Source organism: Streptomyces sp. NPDC001770, from assembly GCF_053596135.1.
On the sequence record NZ_JBSFFN010000019.1, the window covers coordinates 28,259 to 44,653 of the forward strand.

Consider the following 16,395-nt stretch of genomic DNA (forward strand, 5'->3'; position numbering starts at 1 on the left):
CAGCGTCACAAGGGGGAAATTATGGGATTCACGCGCATTGTCGCGTCCGTCGGGGCGTTGACCGCGCTCGTGGCGGGCAGCACGGTGGCACTCGCCGCCACCGCCGAGGCCGCGCCCAACGTCACGCCGCAGGGGGTCTGCGGCACCGCCTACAAGACCGTGAACTCGGCGCCCGTCGGTTCGCTGGGCACCGTCTACCTCACGTACAACGCCGCGAACGGCAACAACTGCGTCGCGACCATCCGCAGCACCCCGGGCACGCTGAAGGCCATGTCCGCGTACATCTACGTGTCGGACACCGACGGCTACGCCGAGGACTACGGGAACTACACCTCGTACGCGGGTCCGGCCCGCGTCTACGGCAAGGGCCACTGCGTGAGCTGGGGCGGCAACATCGACAACGTGTACGTGTCGGTGGACAACTCCAACTGCGCGGCCCTGCGGGAGCAGCGGACCACTACCGTCCGCTGACCACGGCCGGCGGGAGCGCACACGAGGACATGAGGGAACGGGCCCGGGAGCATCACGCTCCCGGGCCCGCCCTTCGTAGGTGCCGCGTCTCAGCCCACCGAGCTGTACGCGACCACGCCACGCAGTACTCCGTCGACGGCCTTGCGGGCGTTCTTCGCCACCGTGCTGCCCTCGCGCGGGGCCGCGGCGGCCACCTGTCCGAGCACGTCGATGACCTGCTTGCACCAGCGGACGAAGTCGCCGGCCGGCATCTCGGCCTCGCGCAGCACCTCGTCCAGGGTGCGGCCGGAGGCCCACATGTAGACCGCCCAGGCGAAGCCGAGGTCGGGCTCGCGCTGGCCGACCCCCTCGGTCTGGTTGATCTTGAAGTCCTCCTCCAGGGCGTCGAGCCGTCCCCAGATGCGGACCATCTCGGCCATGGCGGTCTTCGCGGGGCCGGACGGCAGCTTGGGCGCCACCGCGTCGTCCGCCTGACGCGCCTCGTACACCAGCGCCGAGACGCAGGCCGCGAGTTCGGCGGGGTTGAGGCCTTCCCAGACCCCGTCCCGCAGGCACTCGCTGGCCAGCAGGTCGAGCTCGCCGTAGAGCCGGGCCAGCCGTCGGCCGTGCTCGGTGACCTCGTTGGCGCGCAGGTAGTCCAGCTCGGTCAGCAGGGCCACGATCCGGTCGAAGGTGCGGGCGATGGTGTTCGTCCGTCCCTCGATGCGGTTCTCCAGCTGCCGGGTGTCGCGCTTGAGGCGGTGGTACCGCTCCGCCCAGCGCGCGTGGTCCTCGCGCTCGTCGCAGCCGTGGCACGGGTGGGCCCGCAGCTCGGTGCGCAGGCGGGCGATCTCCCGGTCGTCGGCCGCGGCGGCGCGCCCCTTGCGGTGACGGTCCGGCACGATGTGCCCCGCCTTGGTCCGCAGGGCGGAGGCGAGATCGCGGCGGGACTGGGGCGAGCGGGGGTTGAACGTCTTGGGTACCCGCATCCGCTCCACGGCCTCCACCGGCACCGGGAAGTCCATCGACGCCAGCCGCTTCACCTGGCGCTCCGCGGTGAGCACCAGCGGGCGCGGACCGTCGTGCTGGTCGAATCCGCGGTGGCCGTTGGCCCGCCCGGCGGGGATTCCGGGGTCCAGCACCAGCGCGAGGCCGGCGAACTTGCCGGTCGGCACGTGGATGATGTCGCCCGGCTTGAGCTTCTCCAGGGAGGAGGCGGCGGCGGCACGGCGCTGCGAGGCACCCTGCCTGGCGAGGTCGGTCTCGCGGTCCTTGAGGTCCCGCCGCAGGCGGGCGTACTCCTCGAAGTCCCCGAGGTGGCAGGTCATGCCCTCGCGGTACCCCTCCAGTCCCTCTTCGTTCCGCTGGACCTGGCGGGAGATACCGACGACCGAGCGGTCCGCCTGGAACTGCGCGAAGGAGGTCTCCAGCAGTTCGCGCGAGCGGTGCCGCCCGAACTGCTGCACCAGGTTGACCGCCATGTTGTACGACGGGCGGAAGCTGGAGCGGAGCGGGTACGTACGCGTCCCCGCGAGCCCGGCCAGCGCGCCCGGGTCCATGCCGCGCTGCCAGAGCACCACGGCGTGGCCCTCGACATCGATACCGCGGCGTCCCGCGCGCCCGGTGAGCTGGGTGTACTCGCCGGGTGTGATGTCCGCGTGCTGCTCGCCGTTCCACTTGACGAGCTTCTCCAGCACCACCGAACGCGCCGGCATGTTGATGCCGAGCGCGAGGGTCTCGGTGGCGAAGACGGCCTTGACGAGACCGCGGACGAAGAGCTCCTCCACGACCTCCTTGAAGGTCGGCAGCATGCCCGCGTGGTGCGCGGCGATGCCCCGCTCCAGGCCTTCGAGCCATTCGTAGTACCCGAGGACGTGCAGGTCCTCGGCGGGGATGGAGGCGGTCCGCTCCTCGACGATCTCCCGCACCAGGCTGCGCTTGTCCTCGTCGTTGAGCCGCAGCCCGGCGGCGAGGCACTGCTGCACGGCCGCCTCGCAGCCGGCCCGGCTGAAGATGAAGGTGATGGCGGGCAGCAGCCCCTCGGCGTCCAGCCGGTCGATCACCTCGGGGCGCGACGGCGTCCAGATCCGGCTGCGCTGGCGGCGCTCCCGCTCGCGGTCCGCCTCGCGCACCATCTTGCCGCGCCGGCGGTCGCGCGGGTTGTACCCGCCCTGGCTCTCCATGCGGGCGAGCCGGATCAGGTCGGGGTTGGTCTCGCGGCGGGCGGAGCCCCTGCCTCCGTGGTCGGTCTCCTCCTCGAAGAGGTCGTACATCCGGCGCCCGGCCAGCACGTGCTGCCAGAGCGGCACCGGCCGCTCCTCGGAGACGATGACCTCGGTGTCCCCGCGTACGGTGTCCAGCCAGTCGCCGAACTCCTCGGCGTTGGAGACGGTCGCGGAGAGCGAGACCAGCGTCACGGACTCGGGCAGGTGGATGATCACTTCCTCCCAGACCGCGCCCCGGAAGCGGTCGGAGAGGTAGTGCACCTCGTCCATCACGACGTATCCGAGGCCGTTGAGGGACTGGGAGCCCGCGTACAGCATGTTCCGCAGGACCTCGGTGGTCATCACGACCACCGGCGCCTCGGAGTTGACGCTGTTGTCACCGGTCAGCAGGCCGACCTTGTCGGCGCCGTAGCGCTTGACCAGGTCGGCGAACTTCTGGTTGGAGAGCGCCTTGATCGGCGTGGTGTAGAAGCACTTGCGCCCCTGCTCCAGGGCGAGGTGCACCGCGAACTCGCCGACGATCGTCTTGCCCGAACCGGTCGGGGCCGCGACCAGCACGCCCTTGCCCGCTTCCAGTGCCTTGCAGGCCTCGATCTGGAAGGGGTCGAGTTCGAACTCGTACATCTCGCGGAAGGGCCACAGCGCCGTGGCCATCTCGGCCTGGCGGAGGCGGGAGGCGTGGTAGCGCTCGGCTGGTGAGAGGTCCTCTGTCATCTTGTCGACGAGCCTACCCGCCACCTCCGACAGTCCATGCGCCCTTTTTTCCGGCCGCCCCGGCCGGGGTCCGCGCTCAGCCGGTGAGGACCCGTACGGCGCCCGGTACGCACACCGCCGTCACCGGGAGCGCTCCCAGGGGCTCCCCGTCGGCGTAGGCGGTGGTGGAGGCGGCGGCCAGCTCGACGGAGGCCGCGCGGTGGACGGTGACCACGGGGTGGGTGAGGTGGGTGCCCCGGTAGACCCGCGGGAAGACCTTCAGCAGGGTGGTACGGCTGCAGTCGCCGACGACGGTCACGTCGAAGAGCCCGTCGTCCATGACGGCGTCCGCGCAGATCCGCATGCCGCCCCCGTAGGAGGTCCCGTTGCCGACGGCGACCAGGGTCGCCTCGACCTCCCGGACGGCCCCGCCGTCCAGCCGTATCCGGTACGGGACCGGCCGGAAGGAGGCCAGCTCGGCGAGGATCGCCAGGTCGTACTTGAACCGGCCGGGGATCAGGCGCATCCGGTTGCCCCGGTCGTTGACCCGGGAGTCGAAGCCGGACGCCAGGACGGTGCCGAACCACCGGTCGCCGGCCCGCCCGAGGTCGAGGGTGCGTATCCGGTCCTGCTTCAGGGCACCGGCGGCCAGCCGTCCGGCAGCCAGAGGGTCGCGCACCGGCAGCCCGAGAGTCCGGGCGAAGTCGTTGCCGGTGCCCACGGCGACCACCCCGAGGGGGGTCCGGGTACCGGCCACCGCCTGCAGCGCGAGGGAGACCATGCCGTCGCCGCCCACCGCGATCAGCGCACCGGTGCCCGAGGCCACCGCCTCCCGCGCCCGGCCCAGGGCGTCCTCCGCGTCCTCGCCGAGCACGGTCCGTACGGAGAATCCGGCGTCCCGCAACGCGGAAGCGGCCGGCCGCGCGGCGTGCGCGCCCCGGCCGCTGCCCGCGGTGGGATTGACGAAGAGGGTGATCTCGCTGGTCACCCGCCGGACCCTACAAGGTCAGGTGATGTCGTCGTAACCGTTGAGATGGTGCGATCCGGCACCGTCCTGCTCGCCCGACGCCTGCCCGGGAAGGGTGGCCCGGCCCGCGGACACGCTCTCCACGGTGTCGATGCGTTCGGGAGTGAGATCGAGCTCCGAGGCCTCGTCGTCGTCGAGGTCGGCGTCGGGGTTGCCGCGGTTGCGGCGCTTGTCGTTCAGGAGCGAGAAGCCGGTCGCGAAGAAGTACAGGACGGCCAGCGGGCCGGCCAGCAGCAGCATCGACAGGGGCTCGCCGCCCGGGGTGGCGATGGCGGCGAAGGCGGTGAGGCCGACGATCATCCCGCGCCACCAGCCGAGCATCCGCTTACCGGTGACGATCCCGGTGAGGTTCAGCGCGACGAGGAGCAGCGGAAGCTCGAAGGCCAGGCCGAAGACCACGATCATGCGGGTCAGCAGGTCGAGGTAGCTGTCGAGCCCGATCTGGTTCTGCACACTGTCCGGGCTGAAGCCGAGCATGATCTGCGCGGTCTGCGGCAGGATCAGGTAGGCGAGGTAGCCGCCGGCCAGGAAGAGCGGGGCGCCGAGGACGGCGAAGCCGTAGGCGTACCGCTTCTCGTTCTTGTGCAGCCCCGGGGCCACGAAGGCCCAGAGCTGGTAGAGCCAGACCGGCGTGGCGAGAAGCACGCCGGACATCAGAGCGACCTTGAGGGCGTTGGTGAACGGCGCCATCAGGGTGTCGGTCTTCAGCAACGCGCACGGCTTGCCGTTGACCGCGGTGACCACGCCGTCCTTGCAGCCGACCGACGAGAGGATCGGCCTCAGAAGGAAGTCGTAGATGTCCTTCTGGAAGAAGGCGGCGACGATGGTCACCACGACAATGGCCAGAACGGCCTTCAGAAGCCGGTTACGCAGCTCACGCAGGTGATCGAGGAGGGGCATCCGCCCCTCGTCGTTCTTCTCCTGCTTGCGGGCAGACTTGAGCAACCCACTTCCCTCGTCTCGTGCGGCAGCCGTCGGTGGAACGGAACAGCTGTCAGCTCTGGGTGGTGGGCTTGGGCTCGGCGACGGGGCGGGAGCTGGTGACATCGCCCGGGGCGGCCTGGATGGTACGGGTGGCGGCGGCCTGCGGCGCGGGGTCCGCGACCGTCTCGGCGGCCGGGGTGGCGGGCTCGGCGTCGTCGCGCTTCATCGCCTTGGCCTCGCTCTTGAGGATGCGGGCCGACTTGCCGAGCGAACGCGCCATGTCCGGAAGCTTCTTGGCACCGAAGAGCAGCAGGATGACGGCGATGATCAGAACGATCTCTAGGGGCTTCAGATTGCCGATCATGTGTGCGACTTCCTTCTCACTGGGGTGACTGGAGGAGCGGGCTCACTACCCGATCAGTCGGACAGGTGTCCGACCCGTCAGCTGGCAGCGATCGTAACCCGCAGGAGTAAACGCGAGGCAATGCCTGCGTATACGCGCGGTTCCGGACCACGCCTCCTGCCTGGGCCGACTTCAGCAGGGTACCGCGCGGTCCGGGATTTCCAGAGGGCGCGGTTCCGGTCAACGTCTGCGGAACGGCCTTCAACGGAGCACGTCGGCCGTGGAGGCGAGACGGGTCGCGGCCCGCTCCAGGTCCTGGGCGGCCCGGTTGATCCGCTCCGAGGTGGTCGCCACCTGACGGCCGAGCCGCCGGACTTCCAGGAAGACCCGGACGGCGAGAACGCCGAGGACGGCGATCCCCAGGAATCCCAGGGCGATGGCGAGCATGGGCCAGAACATGCGGCGGATCCTCTTTCGGGGAAACGGGACGGCCTTCAGGGGGCGGTGTGCAACCGCAGCGTCCGTACGCCGCCACCGGTGAGGAGTTCGACGATGCGCTCCCCGGCGGGCTTGCGCACGGCCGAGCCGCACTCGGGGCAGGTGAAGGAGTAGAAGGTGGTGCGGGGGCCCGCCCCGATCGCCAGGCGCAGCGCCTCGGCGCCGAGCTCGAACCGCGTACGGCAGTCGGGGCAGCCCGCCCTGAACCGGACGGCGCGTGCCGCCGCGAGCCGGGCCGCGTCGCCCGTCGCGCGGGACATCCGGGTCATCGTGCCGTCCTGTGTTCCGGTCATCGTCACCCCACACCGTCGTAGGCGGCGAGCGCTTCGGCGGCGGCCCGGCGGGCGCTGTCGGCGAGCTCGGGGGGCGAGACGATGCGGCCCTCGCCGCCGAGGCGGAGCGCCAGCCTCCGCAGGGAGGCCGGGTCCGGGGTGCGCAGGGTGATCCGCAGACCGCCGTCGGGGCGCTCCTCGGCACGGTCGTGCGGGTAGTACTCGGCGACCCAGCGGCCGCCGGCGCCGACCTCGATCACCACTTCCGGGTCCTCGGCGGCCGGCTGCACGAGCCCCTCCGAGAGGTCCCGGAGCTCCAGTTCCGGGGGTGCCGCCGGGGCGTCGAGCAGCTTGATCTCCGCGACCCGGTCGAGGCGGAAGGTGCGCCGGTCCTCGGAGAGCCGGCACCAGCCCTCCAGGTAGGTGTGGCCCACGGCGAAGAGCCGGATCGGGTCCACCTCGCGCTCGGTGAGCTGGTCGCGGGCGGGCGAGTAGTAGCGGAGCCAGAGCCGTCTGCGCTCGGAGATGGCCCGGTCGACCTCGGCGAAGACGCCGCCCTCCGACTCGAAGGTCACCGAGAGCCGGGAGCTGGCCGCACCGGTCTCCCCTGCGGCGGTCTCCAGCTTGGCGGTGGCCCGGACGAGCGCGAGCCGGTCGCTCTCGCGCAGCCCGGGCAGGGTGGCGACGGCACGCGCGGCGACCAGCAGCGCGGTGGCCTCGTCGGCGGCGAGCCGCAGCGGCTCGGCGACGTCGTCCGGGTTGTGCCACCAGATCCGGTCGCCGTCGGTGTCGATGTCGAGCAGGTCGCCGCCGCGGAAGCTGGTCCCGCACATGGGCAGCACGTCGAGGTCGGAGATGAGCTCGTCCTCGGTGATGCCGAAGGCCCGGGCGACGTCCTGCACATGGGCGCCGGGGCGCTCGCGCAGATAGGTCACCAGGGAGAGCATCCGCCGGGTCTGGTCGATCGCGTTCGTGGCCATGGTGGCTTCCCCCTCAGTCCTTCAGTCCTTGGCCACGGCGCGCAGCCGGTCGACCACATCGGCCCGCAGATCGGCGGGTTCGAGCACGACGACGTCCGGTCCGAACTCGACGAGCCAGGCGTCCAGCCCGTGCCCGTACGGGATCTCCATCTCGTCCCAGCCGTCGCCGAGGTCCCGCGTCGAGACCGCGCGGGAGCGCAGCGGGAAGCCGGCGCCGGTGCGCAGCCTGATCCGGGCGGTACGGGTGGCGGTCTCGCCGGCCCAGCTCTCCACGGTCTCCCGGACGGTGACCACGTCGGGGATGGCCGCGGTGAAGACTCCGGCGCGGGAGCGGACCCTGCCGGTGATGCGCGAGAGGCGGAACACGCGCTCGGCGCCCCGCTCGCGGTCCCAGCCGGCCAGGTACCAGTGGCCGCGCCAGCACTCCAGCCCCCAGGGCTCGACCTGGCGCTGTTCGGCGTGGGCGGAGTTGCCCTTGCGGTAGTCGAAGGTGACCGGGCGCCGGTCGCGGCAGGCGAGCATCAGCGGTTCGAAGGCGGCTTCGTGCACGGGGATGCGCGGCTCGAGGGCGCTCGGTACCTCGTACGTGTCCTCGGCCTCGGGCATTCCGGCGGCGCGGAGCTTCTGCAGCGCGCCGCTGGCCGCTCCGGCGAGGCGGGCCTGCTGCCACACCTTGGCGGCGATCTCCAGGGCCGCCGCCTCCTCCGCGCTGAGGGTGATCGGAGGGAGCCGGTTGCTGTCCCGGCGGGCGAGGTAGCCGATGTCGCCGTCGAGTCCCTCGACGGTCTCGATGACGAGGCCGAGTTCGCGCAGATCGTCCTTGTCGCGCTCGAACATGCGGTTGAAGGAGTCGTCCGTTCCGGCTTCGAGGTACGCCTCGATGGAGCCCCGCAGCTCACGCTTGCTGAGCGGACGCCGTGTGCCCAGCAGGCACAGCGCGAGGTTCATCAGCCGCTCGGCCTTGGCAATCGCCATCGACGCCCTTTCTCTCCATGCGCTACGACGCTCGACCGTACCGCCCCCGGGGGTCCCGGCAAAAACACACGTGCCCCGGACGGACGGCGGGAGGGCCCGTGCCGAACGGCACGGGCCCTCCCGGACCTCCGCGGGGGAGGCGTGATCCCGGCGGACGGCGCCAGGGGCGCTGTCCGGCCAGAGGATCGGGCGGCTGGATGATCCAGCCGCCCGACGACCGGATGATCAGACGGCGACGAGGTCGCAGACGAAGATCAGCGTCTCGCCCGGCCCGATGGCACGGCCGGCGCCGCGGTCGCCGTAGGCGAGGTGCGCCGGGATGATCAGCTGGCGGCGGCCGCCCACCTTCATGCCCTTGACGCCCTGGTCCCAGCCCTTGATGACCATGCCGGAGCCGAGCTCGAACTGGAGCGGCGTACCGCGGTTCCACGAGGAGTCGAACTCTTCACCGGTGGAGAAGGACACGCCCACGTAGTGGACGGAGACGTTGTCGCCGTCCTCGGCGACGGCGCCGTCACCCTCCCAGATCTCCTTGATCTCAAGGTCCTTCGGCGCCTCGCCACCCGGGAAGTCGACCTCGGGCTTCTCGATGCTCACTGAAACTGCTCCTCAGAAAAGATGAACTGCGCAACCGGGACAGTCTTACATCTTCGTCAGGAGGTCCACCGCGAACACCAGGGTGGACTTGGCGGGAATCGACTGCTGCGCGGTGTCGCCGAAGGCCTGGTCCGGCGGGATGACCAGGAGGACCCGGCTGCCGATCTTCTTGCCGACCAGACCGTTCTTGAGGCCCTTGAGGGTCACCTGCTCCAGCGGGAAGGTCTGCGTCTTCCCCTGTTCGTAGGTGCTGTCGAACGTCTTTCCGTCCTTCCACAGCAGCCCCACGTAGTTCACCACGACGCTGTCGGTGTCCTTGATGACCGCACCGTCGGACTCCAGCACGTAGGTGGAGGAGAGCTTGGCGGGCGGGTCGCTCTTCGGGATGGTGACGCTGGGCGCCTTGCCGTCGGTGTTGGTCCCGACCTTCGGCAGCGCGGCGTCGTTCTGGGCGACCTTGGTTCCCTCGGCGGACGTCGGGATCTGGGTGGCCTTGACGACGTCGATGACGAAGACGAGGGTCGCGTTGGGCTTGATGTCGCCCTGCCCCTGCGCGCCGTAGCCGAGGTCCGGCGGGATGACGAGCTGGACACGGCTGCCGACCTTCTGACCGACGAGCCCCTTGTCCCAGCCCTGGATGACCATGCCGGCGCCCAGGGTCAGGTCGAACGGGCTCTTGCGGTCGAAGCTGTTGTCGAAGGGCTTCGTGGAGTCCCAGGCCTGGCCGAGGTAGTTGACCTGGACCGCGTCGCCGTTCTTCAGCGCGGCGCCGTCGCCCTCACTGATGACCGTGGTCTTCAGCTCCTTGGGCGGGTCGCCCTCGCCCTTGGCGATAGTGGGTTTCTCACCGAACTTGGCACCCGCGGTGATCGCGGGCACGCCGGTCTCGGACGAAGCGGAGTCGGAGGCCTTGTCGTCGCTGCCGCAGGCCGCTGCGGAGAGCAGCAGGAGGGGGACGACGAGAAGGCCGGCAAGTCGGCGCACTGGTTCCTCAGATCTCAGACGACACAGTCATGGGTCCCGGACACCTTACGGCCTCAGCACGGCGCGGAGCCGGTTCGTGACGCCCCGCGCCGCGGCCCGGCCGGTCGTCTCCCCCGTGCGTGCGACCGTCGGGCGCTCCGTGCGGCGTGGTGTTCGAACGCACAGGCCCCCATGGGCACGGACACACGGACAGGCCCCGGAACGGGTGTTCCGGGGCCTGTCCGTCCGCGCCCGGCGGCGCGGTGACGCTCACTCCGCGCGCCGGCCCGGCAGGCGGCGCGCACGGGACCTCACATGCCCGCGATCAGCTTCTCCACCCGGTCGTCGACGGACCGGAACGGGTCCTTGCACAACACCGTGCGCTGCGCCTGGTCGTTGAGCTTGAGGTGGACCCAGTCGACGGTGAAGTCCCGCCGCTGCTCCTGGGCCCGCTTGATGAAGTCCCCGCGCAGCCGTGCCCGGGTGGTCTGCGGGGGCACGGACTTGCCCTCGAAGATCTTCAGGTCGTTGCAGATGCGGGTGGCCTGGCCCTTGCGCTCCAGGAGGTAGTACAGACCCCGGCGCCGGTGGATGTCGTGGTAGGCGAGGTCTATCTGAGCGACCCTCGGGTGCGACATGGTCATGTTGTGCTTGGCCCGGTACCGCTCGATGAGCTTGTACTTCATGACCCAGTCGATCTCGGTGGCGATCTTGTCGAGGTCCTCCGCCTCGATCGCGTCCAGGGTGCGGCCCCAGAGTTCGAGGACCTGGTCGACGGTGCCGGTGCGGATGCCCCGGCGCTCGACGAAGTCGACCGCCTTGTCGTAGTACTCGCGCTGGATCTCGATGGCCGACGCCTCGCGGCCGCTGGCCAGACGCACCTTGCGCCGGCCGGTCGTGTCGTGGCTGACCTCGCGGATGGCCCGGATCGGGTTCTCCAGCGTCAGGTCGCGCATCACCGTGCCCGCCTCGATCATGCGGAGCACGAGGTCGGTGGCGCCGACCTTGAGCAGCATGGTCGTCTCGGACATGTTCGAGTCGCCGACGATGACGTGCAGGCGGCGGTAGCGCTCGGCGTCCGCGTGCGGTTCGTCGCGGGTGTTGATGATCGGACGGGAGCGCGTGGTGGCGGAGCTGACGCCCTCCCAGATGTGCTCGGCACGCTGGCTCACGCAGTAGACCGCTCCGCGCGGGGTCTGCAGGACCTTGCCCGCGCCGCAGATCAGCTGCCTCGTGACGAGGAACGGAATGAGGATGTCCGCGAGCCGGGAGAATTCCCCGTGCCGGGCCACGAGGTAGTTCTCGTGGCAGCCGTAGGAGTTGCCCGCTGAGTCGGTGTTGTTCTTGAAGAGATAGACGTCGCCCGCGATTCCTTCCTCGTGCAGGCGGCGTTCGGCGTCGACGAGCAGACCTTCCAGAATGCGTTCGCCTGCCTTGTCGTGGGTGACAAGCTCGGTGAGGTTGTCGCATTCGGGAGTTGCGTATTCCGGATGCGAACCCACGTCGAGGTAGAGGCGGGCGCCGTTCCGCAGAAAGACATTGCTGCTGCGGCCCCATGACACGACACGGCGGAAGAGGTAGCGCGCCACTTCGTCAGGTGACAGTCGGCGCTGTCCCCTGAACGTGCACGTGACGCCGTACTCGTTCTCCAGCCCGAAAATGCGGCGGTCCATGACTGAACATTACGCCTTACGGCGTGAGCTGAAACCGGGTTCGACAGCTCCGTTTCGATCATTTTCCGATCCGGCCACAACGGTGCGCGTGCGTGCGGGAACTGCGAGGACCTTTCCGGTGGCCAGCAGAACGATGAGCGCGGCGACTCCGCCCGCCCCCGCGACGGCGAAACTCCAGGCCGTCCCGCCCAGCTCGACAGCGGGCCCGGCCACGGCCGTACCGGCCGCCGCGCCCACGCCGATGGTCGTCACCAGCCAGGAGAACGCCTCGGTCACGGTGCCCCGGGGCGCGTGCCGGTCGACCACGATGAACGAGCAGGCGATGGCCGGGGCGAGGAACACCCCGGCGAGGGCGGCGAGGGCCGTCATCGCGACCACGCCGGGCGTCAGCATCAGCGGCAGGTAGCCGAGGGCGAGCAGGGCGACGAGGGAGCGGAGCCGCCGCTCGGGCGCACCGGCCCACTGCCGGGCCCCGTACACCGCGCCGCCGACCAGCGCGCCGAGGCCGAGCGCCGCCATCAGCCAGCCGTACACCGACTCGCGGCCCTGGTCGTCGGCGTAGGCGACGCCCGCCACGGTGATCGAGCCGAGCGCGATCCCGACGAAGAAGAGCGCGCCGAGGAGGGCGAGGAGTCCGGGCGAGCGCAGGGCGCCGAGCCAGTGGGCTTCGCGGGGTGCGGACCGCCAGGCTCGGGAGGGCTCGGACAGGACCACCGAGAGCGCCCCGAGGACCCCGGCGGCGTTGACGACGAGGAGCGCCACGGCGGGCGACCAGAGCGACACCAGCAGGGTCACCAGCAGCGGCCCCGCGGTGAACATGACCTCCTGGGCGACCGCGTCCAGGGCGTAGGCGCGGTGCACCCGCTCCTCCCGCTGCCCGAGGACGGAGGGCCAGAGGGCGCGCAGTCCGCCCTCCAGGGGCGGGGTGGCGACCCCGGCGACGATGACCGCCGCATAGGCGAGCGGCAGCGGGTCCAGGCCCGCGAGGGCCAGCAGCACCATGCCGAGGGCGGAGACGACCGACGCCGGGAGCTGCACACGCGGCTGGCCGTACAGGTCCACCGCGCGGCCGAGGAGCGGCTGCCCGACCGCCGTGGCGAGGCCGTACGCGGCGGCGAGCCCGCCGGCCAGCGAGTAGCTGCCGCCCTCGGCCCGGGTGAAGAGCACGATCGCGATCGGGGCGATGCCGTTCGGCAGCCGCCCCACCAGGGTTCCGGTGAGCAGCCGGGCCGCGTGCCGCTCCCGGAGGATGTCCAGATATCCCGCGGCCATTCCCGCCCCTCTCCCCCGGTGCGGGCCCGCGCACGCCCGAGGTTTTACGTATAACTTCGAGGCTCATACGTACCATGTGCGCAGTCCGCCGGTCCACCGCGCGGCACCGGCCGCCTGGCCGGAACCGATCGGCCGGCACCGCCACCACCCGCACGGAGGCCCCAGTGAGCAGCCCGTCCCAGCCGGCCCCGGCCCGCCCCACCAGCCGGGACGTGGCGCGGGTCGCGGGGGTGTCGCAGGCGACGGTCTCCCTGGTGCTGGGCGGCAAGTGGCCCGGCCGGGTGTCGGAAGCGACCGCCGAGCGGGTCCGGGCCGGCGCGCGCGAACTCGGCTACCGGCCCAACCTCGCCGCCCGTAGCCTGCGCCTGGGCCGGACCAGGACCGCGCTGCTGGTGGTGCCCGCGCTCACCCACGAGTTCTTCGCCCGGGTCTACACGGGTGCCGCCTCGGTCGCCGCGGACCACGACTTCGGCGTGGTGCTCTATCCGTCGCCCGACGGCACCGGACCGGCGAAGGACCCCTTCGCCAGTGCCCGCGCGGCACTCGACGGGGTGATCGCCTCGTCGATGGCGACCGAGGCCCTCGGGGCACTGGGCGGTACGGAGCTGCCGCTGGTGATGCTGGACAGCGACCCGTCGGGGACGGGCGCGGCGGCCCGGGTGAACCTCGACATCGCGGACGGGATGCGCCAGGTCGCGGAGCACCTGCTCGCGCTCGGCCACCGCCGGTTCACGCACGTGGCCGCCGCCGTCGACTCATGGACCTTCGCGGTGCGCGCCCGCGCCCTGCGCGAGACGCTCGCGGCCGTACCCGGCACCTCGCTGCGTACGGTCGCCTCACCGCTGGAGGTCTCCGGCGGGCTGCGGGCGGCCGAGGCGGCGCTGACCGGGCCGGGGCCCCGGCCGACCGCGCTGGTCTGCGACGGGGACGTGCTGGCGGCGGGCGCCTGCAAGGCCGCACGGCGCCTGGGCCTGCGGGTGCCCGACGATCTGTCCGTGTCGGGCTTCGACGACCTGGCGCTCGCCACCGCGGTGGAGCCGGAGCTGACCACGGTGGCGCTCCCCGCGGAGCAGGTGGGCGAGCGGGGCATGGCGGCCCTGCTCGCCGTGCTGGACGGGCGCCCCGCCCGCACCGGCAGCCTGCCGGTGGAACTGGTGGTGCGCGGTTCCACCGCCCCGCCGCCGGCGGGCCGGTGACATGGCGGTGCCCGGGTCTCGTCCGGCGGACGAGACCCGGGCACCGTCGTCACGTCGACCGCCCGGGACTACTCCTCGGCGGATCCGCCCGTCCCCTCGGACTCCTCCGTGTCGGACGGTGCGTCCGTGGGCGTGGTCGCCGCGGCGCCGTCGGCCTCCAGCAGCCGCGCGAGCTGCCGTCCGACGATCCGCTTGAACTTGCGCTGCTGGGGACGGGTCCGGTCCAGCACCGCGACCTCGAGCCGCTCCGCGGGGATCTCCCGCTCGCTGCCGTTGGGGTCGCGGGAGAGCGCCTGCACGGCGAGCTTGAGCGCCTCGGCGAGCGTCATGCCGTCGCGGTGCCGCTGGTCGAGGAAGGTGCTGATCTGCTCGGCGTTCCCGCCGACCGCGACCGAACCGTGTTCGTCCACGATCGAGCCGTCGTGCGGCAGCCGGTAGATCTGGTCGCCCTCGGGCTCGGCGCCGACCTCGGCGACGACCAGCTCCACCTCGTACGGCTTCTCGGCCGCGCTGGAGAAGATGGTGCCGAGCGTCTGGGCGTAGACGTTGGCCAGCCCACGGGCCGTCACGTCGTCGCGGTCGTAGGTGTATCCGCGGAGATCGGCGTAGCGCACCCCGCCGATGCGGAGGTTCTCGTACTCGTTGTACTTGCCGGCGGCGGCGAAGCCGATCCGGTCGTAGATCTCGCTGAACTTGTGCAGCGCGCGGGACGGGTTCTCGCCGACGAACACAATGCCGTCGGCGTACTGCAGCACTACCAGGCTGCGACCGCGGGCGATGCCTTTGCGGGCGTATTCCGCCCGGTCGGCCATGGCCTGCTGGGGTGAGACATAGAACGGCGTCGACACCGGCTATCCGTCCCTTTCTGTCAGTGACGAGTGCATCTCGAAATCCCCGGAACCCCGGGCCGGATCAGAGCAGAGCCGCGCGCGGGCCGTCGGGGTGTTCGAGGCGGCGCTCCAGGATCTCGCGGGCGATCGCGGAGGACTCCCCGTCCGACAGCCGGCGGAAGCCCTCGTCGGTGATGACGGTGACGATCGGGTAGATGCGGCGCGCCACGTCGGGGCCGCCGGTCGCGGAGTCGTCGTCCGCGGCGTCGTACAGGGCCTGCACGACCAGGGTGAGCGCCTGGGACTCCGTCAGGTCCTCGCGGTAGAGCTTCTTCATGGAGCCCCGGGCGAAGAGCGAGCCGGAGCCGGTGGAGGCGTATCCGGCGTGCTCCTCGGAGCGGCCGCCGGTGACGTCGTAGGAGAAGATCCTGCCCCGGCCCTTGTCGACGTCGTAGCCGGCGAAGAGGGGGACGACCGCGAGTCCCTGCATGGCCATCGCCAGGTTGCCGCGGATCATCGTGGAGAGGCGGTTGGCCTTGCCCTCCAGGGAGAGCTGTGCGCCCTCGACCTTCTCGAAGTGCTCCAGCTCCAGCTGGAAGAGCTTGACCATCTCCACCGCGAGTCCCGCGGTGCCCGCGATGCCGACGGCGGAGTACTCGTCGGCGGGGAACACCTTCTCGATGTCGCGCTGGGCGATCATGTTGCCCATGGTCGCCCGCCGGTCACCGGCGAGCACCACGCCGCCGGGGAACGAGGCCGCGACGATGGTCGTCCCGTGCGGCGCCTCGACGGCTCCCTTGAGAGGAGGGAGGTTCCGGTTGCCCGGGAGCATCGCGGGTGCGTGGTCGGACAGGAAGTCCATGAACGAGGACGAACCCGGCGTCAGGAACGCAGCTGGTAGACGCCCGGTGTGACGAGTGTTGGCTTCCACGCGTTTCCCTCCAGGTATGCATGCGACGGCCCGCCGGGGTCGGGACGGACGCCCGATGCGCCGATGGCCGGTGTGCGGTTGAAGCACCGTACGTCACGGACCCTACCCGCCCGGTGGCGGTGATCCACCTGTACGGGGGAAGCGGCCGGCGGAGCTGTGCGTCGCCCCGGCCGCCTCCCCCGCGACGGCCTCACGGCCGCCGGTGACCTCCCGGTCAGCGGCGGCGCGCGTCCGAGGAGCCGGTCCGCCGGGTCAGGGCGCCCGGCGCCCGCTCACCGCCGGTGACCGGCGCGCGGAACCGGTGTCCGCGGACTACTCCCCGCCCTTCTGTACGAAGCTGCGCACGAAGTCCTCGGCGTTCTCCTCCAGGACGTCGTCGATCTCGTCCAGGACCGAGTCGACGTCGTCGCTCAGCTTCTCCTGGCGCTCCTTGAGGTCCTCCGAAGCCTGCGCTTCCTGCGTCTGCTCCTCGGTCTCCTCGGTGGAGTGCGTCGCCTTCTGCTGTCCGCCGCCGGTGTCCTTGGTCGCCATCTAGCTCACCCCGCT

At 71.3% G+C, this 16,395-nt stretch carries 17 protein-coding genes; 2 read left to right on the forward strand and 15 right to left on the reverse strand.

Annotated elements, in window-relative coordinates; all coding sequences use genetic code 11:
* Positions 1-21 precede the first annotated feature (21 nt).
* Positions 22-471, forward strand: a complete 450-nt coding sequence (locus ACWCSV_RS18435) for a spore-associated protein (protein ID WP_451143383.1) — start codon at positions 22-24, stop codon at positions 469-471.
* Between the two features lie 89 nt (positions 472-560).
* Here the strand turns inward: ACWCSV_RS18435 and ACWCSV_RS18440 are convergent, their stop codons facing one another.
* The 12 genes from ACWCSV_RS18440 to ACWCSV_RS18495 form a co-directional block, all read right to left on the reverse strand.
* Positions 561-3,389, reverse strand: a complete 2,829-nt coding sequence (locus tag ACWCSV_RS18440; RefSeq protein WP_451143385.1) for a DEAD/DEAH box helicase — start codon at positions 3,387-3,389, stop codon at positions 561-563.
* Between the two features lie 76 nt (positions 3,390-3,465).
* Positions 3,466-4,356: a diacylglycerol kinase gene (locus tag ACWCSV_RS18445; protein WP_451143387.1), complete on the reverse strand. Its 891-nt coding sequence runs from the start codon at positions 4,354-4,356 to the stop codon at positions 3,466-3,468.
* Positions 4,357-4,374: 18 nt separating this feature from the next.
* On the reverse strand, positions 4,375-5,340 hold the full coding sequence (gene tatC / locus ACWCSV_RS18450) for a twin-arginine translocase subunit TatC (protein ID WP_451143389.1): 966 nt from the start codon (positions 5,338-5,340) through the stop codon (positions 4,375-4,377).
* 49 nt (positions 5,341-5,389) lie between these two features.
* On the reverse strand, positions 5,390-5,683 hold the full coding sequence (tatA, locus tag ACWCSV_RS18455; RefSeq protein ID WP_327174832.1) for a Sec-independent protein translocase subunit TatA: 294 nt from the start codon (positions 5,681-5,683) through the stop codon (positions 5,390-5,392).
* Positions 5,684-5,923: 240 nt separating this feature from the next.
* A complete protein-coding gene (locus ACWCSV_RS18460) occupies positions 5,924-6,121 on the reverse strand; it encodes a hypothetical protein (RefSeq protein ID WP_387371924.1) in 198 nt (65 codons plus the stop codon).
* A 35-nt stretch (positions 6,122-6,156) separates the two neighbouring features.
* Positions 6,157-6,420: a CpXC domain-containing protein gene (locus ACWCSV_RS18465; RefSeq protein WP_390964980.1), complete on the reverse strand. Its 264-nt coding sequence runs from the start codon at positions 6,418-6,420 to the stop codon at positions 6,157-6,159.
* Positions 6,421-6,455: 35 nt separating this feature from the next.
* Positions 6,456-7,412: a helix-turn-helix transcriptional regulator gene (locus tag ACWCSV_RS18470; RefSeq protein ID WP_451143391.1), complete on the reverse strand. Its 957-nt coding sequence runs from the start codon at positions 7,410-7,412 to the stop codon at positions 6,456-6,458.
* 21 nt (positions 7,413-7,433) lie between these two features.
* Positions 7,434-8,387 carry a helix-turn-helix transcriptional regulator gene (locus ACWCSV_RS18475; RefSeq protein ID WP_451143393.1) on the reverse strand — a complete coding sequence of 318 codons (954 nt, stop codon included), beginning with the start codon at positions 8,385-8,387 and terminating at the stop codon, positions 7,434-7,436.
* A 225-nt stretch (positions 8,388-8,612) separates the two neighbouring features.
* Positions 8,613-8,984 (reverse strand): FKBP-type peptidyl-prolyl cis-trans isomerase, encoded by a 372-nt coding sequence (locus ACWCSV_RS18480; RefSeq protein ID WP_451143395.1) that lies wholly within the window; start codon positions 8,982-8,984, stop codon positions 8,613-8,615.
* A 45-nt stretch (positions 8,985-9,029) separates the two neighbouring features.
* Positions 9,030-9,968: an FKBP-type peptidyl-prolyl cis-trans isomerase gene (locus tag ACWCSV_RS18485; RefSeq protein ID WP_451143397.1), complete on the reverse strand. Its 939-nt coding sequence runs from the start codon at positions 9,966-9,968 to the stop codon at positions 9,030-9,032.
* Between the two features lie 290 nt (positions 9,969-10,258).
* Positions 10,259-11,620, reverse strand: a complete 1,362-nt coding sequence (pafA, locus tag ACWCSV_RS18490; protein ID WP_266702607.1) for a Pup--protein ligase — start codon at positions 11,618-11,620, stop codon at positions 10,259-10,261.
* Between the two features lie 9 nt (positions 11,621-11,629).
* The gene (locus ACWCSV_RS18495; RefSeq protein ID WP_451143399.1) at positions 11,630-12,892 is read right to left on the reverse strand and encodes an MFS transporter; all 1,263 of its coding nucleotides are present in this window, start codon (positions 12,890-12,892) and stop codon (positions 11,630-11,632) included.
* Positions 12,893-13,056: 164 nt separating this feature from the next.
* Here ACWCSV_RS18495 and ACWCSV_RS18500 point away from each other — a divergent pair, with 164 nt between their 5' ends.
* Positions 13,057-14,088 carry a LacI family DNA-binding transcriptional regulator gene (locus ACWCSV_RS18500; RefSeq protein ID WP_451143401.1) on the forward strand — a complete coding sequence of 344 codons (1,032 nt, stop codon included), beginning with the start codon at positions 13,057-13,059 and terminating at the stop codon, positions 14,086-14,088.
* Positions 14,089-14,156: 68 nt separating this feature from the next.
* Here ACWCSV_RS18500 and prcA read toward each other — a convergent pair whose 3' ends face one another.
* The 3 genes from prcA to ACWCSV_RS18515 form a co-directional block, all read right to left on the reverse strand.
* The gene (prcA, locus tag ACWCSV_RS18505) at positions 14,157-14,936 is read right to left on the reverse strand and encodes a proteasome subunit alpha (protein ID WP_451143403.1); all 780 of its coding nucleotides are present in this window, start codon (positions 14,934-14,936) and stop codon (positions 14,157-14,159) included.
* Positions 14,937-15,000: 64 nt separating this feature from the next.
* Positions 15,001-15,849, reverse strand: coding sequence for a proteasome subunit beta (gene prcB, locus ACWCSV_RS18510; protein WP_450772488.1), 849 nt, complete (start codon positions 15,847-15,849; stop codon positions 15,001-15,003).
* Positions 15,850-16,161: 312 nt separating this feature from the next.
* A complete protein-coding gene (locus ACWCSV_RS18515; RefSeq protein ID WP_451143405.1) occupies positions 16,162-16,380 on the reverse strand; it encodes a ubiquitin-like protein Pup in 219 nt (72 codons plus the stop codon).
* Positions 16,381-16,395 lie beyond the last annotated feature (15 nt).